The organism is Peribacillus sp. (assembly GCF_059453735.1).
The window spans coordinates 1-12,977 of the sequence record NZ_JAZVJO010000227.1; the positions used below are offsets into that span (position 1 = coordinate 1).

Sequence of the window (12,977 nt, forward strand, 5' to 3'; positions counted from 1 at the left end):
CGCAGATATGACCAGCCTCTTTTGTACCATTGCTGGCCTTAATGTTGGAACAGATCGTATGTTAGGTACGAATAACGCGATATGCAATAACGCATTATTGAGAAAGTTAGCTGAGTATACTTCTGATGAAGAAGCGGTTTATGTTTATGCTGATTTTAACTATTTTTATCTAACGTCTGATGATAAAAAATCATATAGAATCCCTTACTATAATGCTCCTAAAAAAATAACATTAGATCTTAATGAAATAGTCAAAGTTCAATTACCGATTCAGCCATTTTTACGTTTTGGTTTCATGGATGAAAACGGAGAAGAAATAACCAATATGAAAAAAACAAAAGGATTAAACAAGAATACATATGTACTTATTGACGACCCTTATCAATGGGATGAGCCTGATCTGGAAGAAACTTTTTTCACTGATTTTGAAAAGGCTTTAGATGTTTTTCTTGCTTATCAAAAACAAAAGACCGAATCATTTAACTTCTCTGTCTCAAAGCAAATGGAGAAGATATTAGAGCAGAAGGGAGTCACAAAGAAAGAGTTTGCTGAAGCAATTGGGCTTAAATATAAAACAGCATTAAGTAAGTTTAATATGGATACTTTTTCGGCATCTGAACTTTTATTGTTCGGTAAGATTTATGATATAGATTTGAATCAATTGAGGGACGATATCCCATACAGATATGTGATTAACGAAGAAATACTTGATCACATTATTAATTGTATCGAGAGGGGCTATATCGTCGGTGCAAATCCTTTTTGGAAACTTGAATTTATTGGTTCTGATGCACTTTCTCACGGAGAAGCTATAGAAATTATATACAATTTAAAGCAAGGAATTACGGAAGGCACACTCACAGATCGCTTTCCTCGAAAATGGAAATTAAAATATTGGGAAAACTACGAAACACCTAAAGAGCCAAAATTTAATTTCTTTGGAATGGATGCTGGTAATTTTATACACCACCCAAAAGGTCTTAAAGACGCTACATGCCTTGTTGATACGGGTTATGCGATTGAAGAAACTGATAAAGAAAAACCCGAAGAGGATGAGGAAGTTGCTTGCGACCTATTTGGCTCCTTCAATTAATAAGACTAATAGTATGTGTACTGCTAGAAGCTACTGGATTACCAGTAGCTTTTCTTTTTATTCCTTCCTTTTCATGATGGACATACTTACTCGTTTAGGGTTAGATTGTCAACAGAATACAGATTTAAGGTGGTGCTAAGCAATGTACACGCAACTTGGAACAATCGCAAACCACGATACCATATCGGATGCGATTATTTTTATGGGTGCTGGTTTCGTTCCTGTATCAGATGAAATGTACGGGGATAGTAAAATCAGTTACTCATTCGCAAAACCCACTGAACGGGTAGCGTTAATTCCAAAATATCTAAATAATGATAACTATTTATTTATAAGCTTGGATAAGGAAAGAAAGCTTCATATAGGTGCTTATGTCAAAGGAGCAGCTAAAGTTTACGGTGAGGTCATTGTAGGCGAACTAACGAACAAAACTGAATTGGTTACTTTATCAAACGGTTCAAAATTTACTGTTTCGTTAAATAATCAAGTAATCTTTAAATTCGAATCTCCTTTATTCACAAATGGCTCAGTCCGGATCTTTGGAGAAAAAGGAGAATACTTTTATTCTGCCAGTATAGAAGAACCTCAATCTGCTGAATGGGTTAGAGGTGGGGGAGAAGTCAAAAGAGAAATTCTAGAAGATAAGGAATGTATGAAACTCACAGGCTCGGAATCTCAAAAAACAACATACTCTCAACCTATTAATATAGCAGCAGGTATGCATAGCCTTTCCTATTTTGCGAAAGGAATAGGAGAATGGGTTCTAATAGACTCCAGTAATAAAAGAGTCGTAAACGGTGAGATTAATAGCCCTGAAGCTGGAAGGAAAGCAGAACAAATAGAATTAGCCAGTGCCTTTACCGGGAAACTTACTTTCGAAACAAATAATGAATTAATCATTGGCGAAACTCAATTAGAAAAACGACAATTCGCTTCACCCTATATTGAAAGCTATGGAGCAAGCGGGGCCATTGCAGGTACATCAAAATTGATTTACCCATTAAAAGAGAAAGTTTCCCCAGGGGCAGGGAGCCTGTTTGTGAAAATAACCGCTCCTGAAAACTTCATTGATGAATCAGTAATAGGGCGACAAACAATCATGAGAACGAACGACAATCAGTTACGATTGGATTATGGCAATGATGCCATTACATTTACCCTTAAAGGAGAATCCATTTCTGTACCTGCAGTGTTAAGCGAACAAGGGACACTGGATATCTTACTGACATGGAATCAGAACCTTATGAACCTGTATGTGAATGAAGAGCATGCCAGCGGAGAGGACGGAAGCCTATTGGCTAACACAGCAGACCGTCTGATATTTGCGGAAGAGAACTCCATTATTGCTCCCATCATATTGGAAGAGTGGGCGCTGTTTAATAAGGAGATTAGCCAGATGAGCGATTTAGAAAAAGAATTACCAATGGCTGTCACTCAATCCTTATTTGAAGGTGGAATAACAGGTAAGAATGTAACGTGGTCTGAAATCCCTGTAGCTCCCATTGATCATTCTCCTATCCTGGTCCAAAAGGAAAACGGAGATACATTACGAAAAGTATCTTTCTTTGATCCCGAAACGGGAGAATACAAAACACATAACACAGAGCCATTTTTATATGATGGCAGAAGTGATTTTGTGGAAGTGGCTTATAACCATTTAAATGAAAAATTTCGAAACATCTCCATTGAAACAGAAGAGGGGGAGAAGATAGGTGAACCTTATTTAATAGAAGGAAAGCGGATTTATTTCTCTTTATCTGATTATGTAAAACGAACATTAAGGGGCAAATATTTATATGCGACCTATCAGGTGGATAATAGCTATAGCGTTGATTACAACATAAAAGCGGTAGATGGATATCGAATCGATTTTTCTAAACATGAAGGTGGGAAGCGGATTGTGTATCAGGAAGGCAATCGCTTTGGTGAAATGAAAAAGCTGGCGACTATGGTTGATTTAAACCCTATTCAGAATCAAAATCATGAAGGATTCATGTACATTACCAATACCACTAATAAAACAGACAGTTTCCGCATTACGGCCACACCGGACCGTTTACCTGCAGACGGTTCAAGTTTCTCCACATTAGTCATTGAACCCCTCGACTACCAAGGCAATTTCCTTTCTCATTCCAATTTAGAGGTAACAGCTGATAAAGGATTCATTTCCCGACATGTTTCAAAAGATGCGGTGGAAGCCCAGAAGAGATCCGGACAATATCTGTATAAATATCATGCTCCTTATCTTCAAGCAGAAGTAGATGGAGAGTTAATTGAGGATTATATCTGGATTACCGATTTAGACAATGGCATTGGGATTGGATATAAAATCCTGCTACGACCTATTACGGGAACAGTTATGAGTCAACTTAGTGATTCAGAAAAGCTAAAGTTAGAACAAAAAATGACTATCATCAATTATCTTCTCATGTATGAAGGTGTTGAGCTGCATGAAGATGAAATGCTTGTCTCTATTCTGGATTTAAATAAGGATGGGCGTATTTCTATTGATGAAGTGAGCGTATTGGAAACAAATGAGATCGACAATGAATTATTAGTCATCTTGAACAAGTTAAGTGATTGGGAGGCTTTAAATTAATGGAACTCAAACCTCATAAAGATATGGTGCGTAAAGCAGAGAGAAACATGGGGTACGCCATTCGTGTAGGACGACAAGTGCCAACCAATAGCGCAAACCTGGCTTACGTATCATCAAAAGCCGTTTCTCCAGAAGAAAATATCTTATTGGAAGACGTTTCTTATCAAATTGAAGAGAATGGTCTTTCCGATTATACAGAAAAAGAATATATCGTTTATCCCAATAAGGACTATCAGTTAGAAACGAATGCAGGTCAAATAAAATTTCCTACAGATGCCATTTCTATCACTGATGAATTTACGATTAAAAAGAATCGTCAGGACACGCCAAAACCTGTTTTTTATCGAATGGAGCTAGCTGGACGCTTTGATATTCGTTCCTCACAAGTCCTTCCATACGAAGGTGGTTTTTCAAGCCAGCTAGAACAGGAAGCTATCTCTTTTGAAGCTGTTCAGCCGGATAAAAGGGAAGAGCTAACCTATATCGGTAATGCGATACGGATTGAAGCAAATGGTGGAGTTATTAAGCCGGAAGACGCTTATAAGATCACCCTCATTCGTGAAGAAGGATTTATCTACCGTATTGCAGTTATGACAAATTTCCGCAACCAAGATGGAATCACCTATAAAGTTGCTTATCCGAATTATGCTCCTGAAAAGGGGATATCTGAATTAAAAGAAGAAGTCTTGAAGGCTTATCCATTCTTTAGCGAAGTAACGAATGCTCAATTTGAACAAGCAGTAAAAGATATGGAAAACGAACCGGATGTATATAAACATCTTAAAATATACACGGCTATGCAAGACGGGAATCAATATTCCTTTAAGGCAACCTCGGATTTGTTGATTGCTAATTATGAGACTCGTACCCCTCAGTTTGCCAAGCATAGGGTAGAGGCAAAACTACGGACTAAGCTAAGTGAAACGAATCCCGGTCAATTAAATATCGGTTTTTATTTTGTTCATGAAATAGTGGCAGTAGAAAACTTAACCTCCATAGGGAAAGCAATCAATGAGCATAAAATGTTACCGTCTTATTTAGAGCTCATCAATCCGCATCCGATAGAGGACGGACTATTAAAAACAGATATTACTTACTGGTCCATTGATTTAAATATGCCGAATCATCATTATGAAGATTTTGATGTGATCGTGATAACTGGATACGGAAAAGTAAATCTATCCATGTATAAAGAGAAGTTGGAAAGCTACTTGCAGAATGGCGGTTGCATTATCGTCGATAACGCGGGGAGCGGCACAAGCGTACTTGATTTTACTACTTCTTATGGAAACACATTCATTTCTGATATTCAATTTTCTGTAAGCAGTACTGAATTTGGAGTGAGAGAGATAAAGGGAGCGGACGCATATAGCAACCGATTATTCCCGATAAACGATCCCGCTTCATTAGGATATGACCAGGTATCGCCAGCTATCGTATTTGGACGTAACGAATCGGCAGGAAATTGGACAGAGATTATCAAGCATGTAAATGGCGGCCCATCCGTCATGAAAAAAGAAGTGAATGAAAGAGGGACATTGATTATTTCCAATGCTGGATTATTACGTTCCTTCTATCATAATGCTGATCAAAGTGTGAAATTCCTTCTGAACTTGCTAATGACTCATGCAGAAGAACAGTGGGTGTTCACGCCTTGGAGAAATGAATTCATTTATCACCGGGATAACCTGTTCCAACAGGAATATAAAGTGAACAATTCTGATGTTTATATCAATGACCGGAATGATTACAATGCCAATCAAATTGTGGCCAAGAAGATATTGCATTCAAACATGAAAGATTATGTGAAGGTTTATAGCAAACCATCCTTCTATAATGCAGTAGGAACGTATCACCATAATGTACAGGGCGATAAAGAACTGACTATTGGAAATTCTAACTTTGAATCTGGTTCATTGGATTCAACCGGTATGCCTATTACTAAATGGACTGATACGAAAGCTGATGCCATTCCTTCATGGAGTACAAAAAAATTAGCAGGAAGCACAGTCGCTTTTTCACATGAATCTACCGTTTCTCTTTTTGGAGTAAGACAAATATCCGTTGATTGTACAAATACAAGCATAGGAACTCATTCTTACTGGGAAAGCGAAGACATTTATCTATCTGTAGATGATTATAAAATTAGAGCATGGCTATCTGTAAAAGGAGTGGCCGGTATTACAACCGGGGGAGCGAAAGTAGGGATCTACACGCTGACCGGAGAAAAGATTGCTGCTTCAACAGATATATCAGGAACAAAAGATAAGGTTCAGGTGGAAACTACATTCCATATCGACAAGCCACAAATGGTAAAAATCAGATTAGGTTTTGTGGATGGAAATGGCTATGGAAAAGCATCTTTCGATAATATTTCCCTGGAAACAATTGGAGCGGTACGAGGAGTGCCGAGTAATGAAGGTGAAAAACAAATATACTTGTTTAGCATTAAACCAAATGGTTCATCTATTGATATTGAAGCGGAAGGTTTTGAAAGTGCCAATATCACCATCGCCAATCCAGATGTTCCTTACAGCTTTACCATCACACCATTCATTCATCTTTGGACTTCTTTAGGAGTGGATAGTGCCACTGGCTTAGAGATGGGCGTATTTGCTCGTGAGACAGGAGCGCCGATTTCGTACAGAGGAACCGTTAAGAAGAATGAAGGGCTAGTGAGTCTTGGGCATCTTCATACGTTATTACCGGGGATTCCAAGTGGCCGTGACTGGTACGACCAAAATAAAGTCTTTTTCAAAATAGAGCTTGGAGATGAAACACAAGCAGAAAACACATTGCTGAATCTGAAATTATTTGACCGTAAAACAGGTGAAGAATGGTATTACAGCGATGAACTAGTGATTGGCTATAAAGACATTTTCGGAGCAACCATTGACCCTAGCTTTGTCTTACACATCCAAACAGACTACGAAACAGTACGGGCCTCTAAACGGAATTTTGGTTTGAAAGTTATGGATGATCGTCGAATTTATACGGAAATCCCACAAACGAAAGATCCGAAAGAAAACTGGTATTTGAGAATCCATAATGGTTCATTCACCAAAGGAGAACTCAGCTACAAAGAATGGCTTGAATTGTTCAGTCATGCAGATAAAGATACCATTGAACAATATAAAAACCGAGTCATGAAACAAGAAGCCTATGAGGTAAGGGAATACCGCTCCCAAATCTTCAATCCTTCAATCGGTATCATGACAGTTGAAAATGAACTTGAATACCTAAACCCTAGTACAGTGAAAGCCCCTCACAGCAACCTTCAATTAATGGAAGGAGCGGTTAAGAGAGAGCAGCTACGTGCAGAAGGTTATTCCGCTTCTACCGGAACAACATTTAAATCAGCTAACCCAAATTGGCTTCGTAATGATAAAGTTCATATCTATTTAGACGAATTAAATAACGGTAATGCTAGGGAAATATTTGAGGAATACCCATTTGAAATTGATTTTGAACGAGGACTTATTTTCTTCCCAGGTAAGAATATTCTAGGTAAAGTATATGCCGATTATGACTATCGCAATTACCATGTGTACAAACGATTGTACAAGAATACGAAAATGGTGAACGATCTTCTGGATAATAAACGCCATGATACAAAAACAAATGAGACCATTCTATATGGTTCAAAAGAGAATTGGTTAACTCAACCCGTTCCTGTATTGAAAACAACAAGAGGAAGGGCTACGTCTGATAATATTATCCCCTCCACTAATTATCGAATTGATTATGAAAAAGGTGCTGTTATCTTTAAATATGATCCGGTTACAGGGATCTATGCAGATTATGGCTATTACGACAATCAAGAGCTGTCTGTAAAAGATGTTGATATCCAAAATGGATTATTCCTATTGGATGGAAAGGTAAGCTTTAAAGATGAATTGTATGCCAAGTATTCCTACTATGAAGACTTCTATGAGTATAAGGGCTATTACAATGAAGAACAGCGAACATTCTTCCATTTAGACTTAAACCCTTCTGTTGGCCATTACTCCACACTTCCAATGATCACTTATATGTCCGGCAATAAAAAAGCGGAATACAAGTTGGTTCCTTCATCACAACTTCTCAATAAAATCATTTATGTTTACCTGGTGCCGAAAAGCCAGGGTGGTTATTCCGTCCGACATTGCTTTAGCTTTGAAGAATGGAGAAACATCCAATCCTCTAATCCAATGGCTCTTTTAATTGCAAAAGTCCAAATCCGGGAACATACCCGTGTTGAAGATACAGTCGTTATGGATGCCAGAAGCCGAGGCGGTGGAATAGTAGAAGGATTGTCTGTTAAGGAAATTGATAAACGGGTACAAGGAAAACAACGCTATTGGGATATATCCAATTGGAATGGTAAAGCATTCTACCGTAATGGCGTGTTAATTATTACCTTACCTAAAACAATCATCAAGGAATACGGTGGTACGTTATCAGAGGAATATGTAAGAGAATCCATTGATAAGCATGTTGCTTTTGGTACGTATTACATTCTTGAATGGAAATAAAAGCACACAAATAGCCGGAGGGCAGCTTATTTCTCTCCGGCTAACATGCTTTAAAGGAATGAACCAAGTAATAATAGTAGGAGGAAAAAATGGAAACAAGAACCGAAAGACGGAAGCATATCCCGGTAAAAATCATTGTGATTTATTCCATCCTTTTTCTTTTTTCGATAACTTTTTTATGGCTATTTATGAATGGATCTCCATCCAATGTATCAGAAGAAACATTCATAGTTATAGATATAGGACATACCGATGAAGGAAATAAAATGGCAGTCATTCGCCGCCACGGGGAATTAATATCTATTCCTACAGAAGGAATAGGGAAAGTTTCAAAGGGAGATACCTTAATTGCTAAAGTAAAAGGAAAAGAGTTTTTAAGTATTAAAAAGAAAGAATAGTTTTGTTTACAAAGAAAAAGCAGGACAGCTAAAGCCATCCTGCTTTACACCAAAGGAAAGCCTTTGGCAGTAGCATAAACATTATATCATACATTGTCGAAAAAGGAAGTGATAACGTGAATACTCCATTAGGACTCTTTCAGTATTACGACAAGGAAACAGATACCACGCATTTGCAATGGAGCTATGCAGATGAAGACGATCTCACTCACTTTGAGATTGAGGTCTATGATGAAAACCTACGTAAATGGGTGAAACATGATGGGCGCAATGGCATTGTAGAAAAGATACCAAAGCGTGGAAGTAACTATTAACTCAACTAGCCAACATGGAAATGTATAGAGGAAGTGGTTATAAATGAATCATAAAAGAAAGCAGGTGAGTGCATGGATTTTAAAAAAATATTTCCTTTACCCTTAACTAAATTCATCCGCAAACGGAACGCTGCCTATGACGGAGATCCTGATGGGGACTTCGTACTGGCAGATGATGTGAATGAAATCCAGGAATCCATCGAGAGACTGGAATTAGTAATTGGAATAGAGGGGCTTAAAAATACCATATCTGTCTCCCTAGAAAATAAGGCAGATAAGAATAGTGTAAGTGAATTTGGAAGCCCGTTTTTCATTCACTACAGCGGTTCATCCATCAACACGTACAGCACAATTGAAGAACGAATCAATGCCTTCACGTATATCCCACGCGTTATCCTTCAAAAAGAAGTTTCCACTCAATATGATTTTTTCATAGAAGAAATAAAGAAAAGCGGTACCGACACATATGGAATACTTTCATGTGAAACTGGTGATTTAGCTTATTTCGAAAATGAAATTAAATGGTTTAAGAGTAAAGGCTTTACTGGTATTTTGCTAAAGAACTTCGATTTTACTTACCTCACACGAACCAAGCAAAATTCACTTCTTAAAGCAATCCAAAAACAAGGCTTAACGGCCATCGTTACGGGAGATATGGAAACAACCCTTTTCAATAAGCCACATGCGAATAACCCCAAGCAAGAACAACTCTTAACAACCCCCACTGATTTCTTCCTTGCACAAGATATCTTCATTAAAAATGGAATTAAAAAATCCCCAACTGAAATATCTACCGCTATCTTCAATTTGAATAAAGCTCAAAAAGAAAGAGACATTCAGATTCTAGTAGAAGATACAACGGATCAATTCACTGGAAATGAGGCGCTATTTCTTCATGGGAAAATGCTGGCCACTCTATTTAATTTAGACGGATACTCATTGGTTCCAAAAAGCCGTTATTCGTTAAATGAGAAGGTAGATAGATATCTGCATGGAATGGAGCTCGGGCAATGGAAAACCGACGTACCTGTTTATTATGAGGATGACAAACGGATTCTCCGTTCCTTCTCCAAAGGGAAAATCGTTTTTGATAAAAAGACCAATCAGGTAAAAGTAGAAGGAGTAGGGTTATCACCGAACATCTACACCTGGCAGGATAAACAAATCCCTGGTACCGCTGTTAGTTTGGAAACCGCTGATTATAATGGTTCTGTCGTTAAAAACATAGTAGACGGGATCAATGAAAATGAGCACACCATCCATTTCTCCAAAATAGAGGGGATGAATGATTCGGGAATGACGCCTGACTTGATCAAAGACAATGTAATTCAGGCAATCAACAACTCTCCTGCAGCCATTGAAAAGAACCCGCCTGACGGATTCGATAAGACCGCTGGCAATAAATATATCCATGGAGCTCTTATAGACTACCTGGATGCAAGCGCCATAAAATCAGGTGATTTAAGTGTTGATAGTTTAAAGACTAATATAGTCGAAGCCGTCAATGCCTATATCGGCCATGCTGTCATAGATTCCGCTCAGATTGGGGAGCTTCAAGCAAACCATATCCAAGCTAATGTTGTAGATGCGATTAACATTTATACACAAGGAATGGTTGCGGACAGTGCCTTTATTAATTCCGCTGTAATCTCTGATTTAACGGCAGACCATATGAAAGGGCAAATCATAGAAGCTATTAATCTGTATGCCGGAAGTGCAAAAATAGACGGGGCTTATATCGGCCAGCTTTATTCCGACCACATTGAAGCGTCTGTCATTGATGCGATCAATGCCAATATAGATAAGGCTAAAATTAATTCTGCTGTCATTGGTGAGCTACAAGTTGAACATATGAAAGGCAAAATCATAGATGCTATTAATCTTTATGCAGGGGAAGCCCAAATCGAAGCTGCCAAAATAGGAGAATTGAAAGCAGAGAATATATCTGCAGGGATCATTGAAGCCTTATCCATTTCGGCTTCACAAGCTGAATTTGATAGTCTCAAAGCAAAAATGATTGATGTTATTAATGCTAGTATCGAGCATGCCTATATAGACGGAGCTATTATTGGAACCGGAACAATAGATAATGCTCAATTAGCAGATGGTAGCATTACAGATGCCAAGATTGTTAGCTTAGTAGCAAACAAAATCGCTGCAGGTGTCATTGATACTGGTATGGTAACACTCCAGGGCGATAATGGACACTTGCGAATCACAGGCAATAAACTTCAGGTGTTCGACGATCAGACAACACCGACTGAACGCGTCAGCATAGGAGATGTAAATGGAAATGGTTCTCTTTATGGGTTACGAGTAAGGGGAGAAGATGGGAAAACCGTTCTCTATGATGAGAAGGGTGTTTACTCAGAAGGGATTACAAACGGTGCCATAACGAATCCGAAAATTTCCGAAGGAGCTGTTCAGAATAAGAACATTTTTGCCGGGACAATAACGGGGGACAAGCTGGTTGCCGAAGCGATTACCGCTCGGGAAATTTCCGCAAAATCCGTTAATGCCAACCACATTCAAGCCGGGACAATTACTGCCCAGAGCGGAATATTGGCAAAGGCTTCAGTTGGAAGTGCAGAAATTCAGGAAGTCTCCATAACATCTGGTCACATCAAAGAATTGAGCGCGGATCTGATTAAGTCAGGGGTAATCAAAGCTCAATACATCGAAGTGGGTCCCGATACCACATATGGAGAAGGATACAGTCCGGAAGAATTAAGGGAAGAAATGAAAGACCGCATTCCTTATCGTGTTGAAATCATCAGTACGAATGGTACTTCTTTCCGAAATGGCAACATCTCAACAAGACTGGATGCCCGAGTTTACATGGGCGGCACCGAAATCACAGATACCGTTCCTGCCAGCAGTTTTAAATGGTACCGTATTGGAAGAAATGGGGAAAGTGACTTAGAGTGGAACGCAAAACACATGGGCCTAAAAAAAGTTTCAATCACAGGCGAAGATGTATTTGGAAGAGCTACCTTCATGTGTGAATTATTGGAGGATAATAATTGAAAACTTAGGAGTAATGGATTACGTTACCTAAGTAATAAAAAAGAGAATTTTAAGGAGTTAAACATAAATGGCAAAAGCAACTGGACAGATATCAATTGTGGATTTTAACGATGCGCCAAGCTTAACGGCTTTCGTATCGACTACAACCCCAAAAACGCAAATATATGATCGAACAAGTGGAGCGTATACTCCAAACTGGACTTCATCCACTGGACCAACATTAACACCATCCCTATTTGTTTCGACAGAGGGAAATGTAGATATGATAGGGTCAGCTACAGTAAAATGGTATGATGCAACAGCACCAGCCACTCCGCTTACCACTACAGGCGCCTACACCGTATCGGGTAGCACACTGAAAATCTCCCAAAATATCCTCACTGGTTCCACTTATTCTAAAACATTCATAGCTGAAATTTCTTGGGTGTATCAAGATACAGGAACAACTCTACTAGTTAAAGCAGAATACACATTCAACCGTGCAGATAATGGAGCAAGTGCCATTTCTGCCGTATTGAGCAATGATTCAGATGTAATTCCAACAGATGCAGCTGGTAATGGCGGTAACTTCAATGGAGCCAACACGACCATGACGATTTATGAAGGAGCTACTGATGTATCAGCAAGTTGGACTGTTACGGCATCGACGCCAAATGGATTAACAGGTTCCCTATCAGGCAAAACATATACAGTAACAGCCATGTCTCTTGATACGGCATATATAGACTTAGTAGCTTCCAAAACAGGCTATGCCTCTATTACTCGACGATTTGCTTTATCCAAAAGTAAAACAGGGGTAGCGGGTACAACTCCTACACTATATCGCTTATACGCTAGTGCGGCTGCCATTCAGAAAACACTTGCTGGTGTTTATAGCCCAACTACTGTCACATTGACTGCTAAATCACAAACAGGTTCGGCTTCCATGGTGAACTATTCTGGTCGTTTCACTGTTGAAGAATCATCAGATGGGACTACTTTCGCATCAGCAAAATATACAAGCTCATCAGACCAAAACAGCTATGTTTATAC

At 38.8% G+C, this 12,977-nt stretch carries 6 protein-coding genes and 1 pseudogene; all 7 read left to right on the forward strand.

From position 1 onward, the window contains the following. Positions 1–1,093 (forward strand): hypothetical protein (locus AC52RT_RS07115; RefSeq protein ID WP_495540098.1); only part of this gene is annotated, 1,093 nt, incomplete at its 5' end. A gap of 142 nt (positions 1,094–1,235) precedes the next feature. Continuing rightward, positions 1,236–3,692: a hypothetical protein gene (locus AC52RT_RS07120; RefSeq protein ID WP_495540099.1), complete on the forward strand. Its 2,457-nt coding sequence runs from the start codon at positions 1,236–1,238 to the stop codon at positions 3,690–3,692. Next, a complete protein-coding gene (locus AC52RT_RS07125; protein ID WP_495540100.1) occupies positions 3,692–8,206 on the forward strand; it encodes a hypothetical protein in 4,515 nt (1,504 codons plus the stop codon). The genes AC52RT_RS07120 and AC52RT_RS07125 overlap by 1 nt, the downstream gene beginning before the upstream one ends. Positions 8,207–8,295: 89 nt before the next feature. Further along, on the forward strand, positions 8,296–8,604 hold the full coding sequence (locus AC52RT_RS07130) for a hypothetical protein (RefSeq protein ID WP_495540101.1): 309 nt from the start codon (positions 8,296–8,298) through the stop codon (positions 8,602–8,604). Between the two features lie 116 nt (positions 8,605–8,720). After that, a complete protein-coding gene (locus tag AC52RT_RS07135; protein ID WP_495540102.1) occupies positions 8,721–8,918 on the forward strand; it encodes a hypothetical protein in 198 nt (65 codons plus the stop codon). Between the two features lie 72 nt (positions 8,919–8,990). After that, on the forward strand, positions 8,991–11,945 hold the full coding sequence (locus AC52RT_RS07140; RefSeq protein ID WP_495540103.1) for a hypothetical protein: 2,955 nt from the start codon (positions 8,991–8,993) through the stop codon (positions 11,943–11,945). A 67-nt stretch (positions 11,946–12,012) separates the two neighbouring features. After that, positions 12,013–12,977, forward strand: a pseudogene (locus AC52RT_RS07145) (hypothetical protein); the annotation flags it as partial.

Coding starts and splice junctions, on each gene's coding strand:
- AC52RT_RS07120 (WP_495540099.1), top strand. CDS start 1,236: ATGTACACGCAACTTGGAACAATCGCAAACCACGATACCATATCGGAT.
- AC52RT_RS07125 (WP_495540100.1), top strand. CDS start 3,692: ATGGAACTCAAACCTCATAAAGATATGGTGCGTAAAGCAGAGAGAAAC.
- AC52RT_RS07130 (WP_495540101.1), top strand. CDS start 8,296: ATGGAAACAAGAACCGAAAGACGGAAGCATATCCCGGTAAAAATCATT.
- AC52RT_RS07140 (WP_495540103.1), top strand. CDS start 8,991: ATGGATTTTAAAAAAATATTTCCTTTACCCTTAACTAAATTCATCCGC.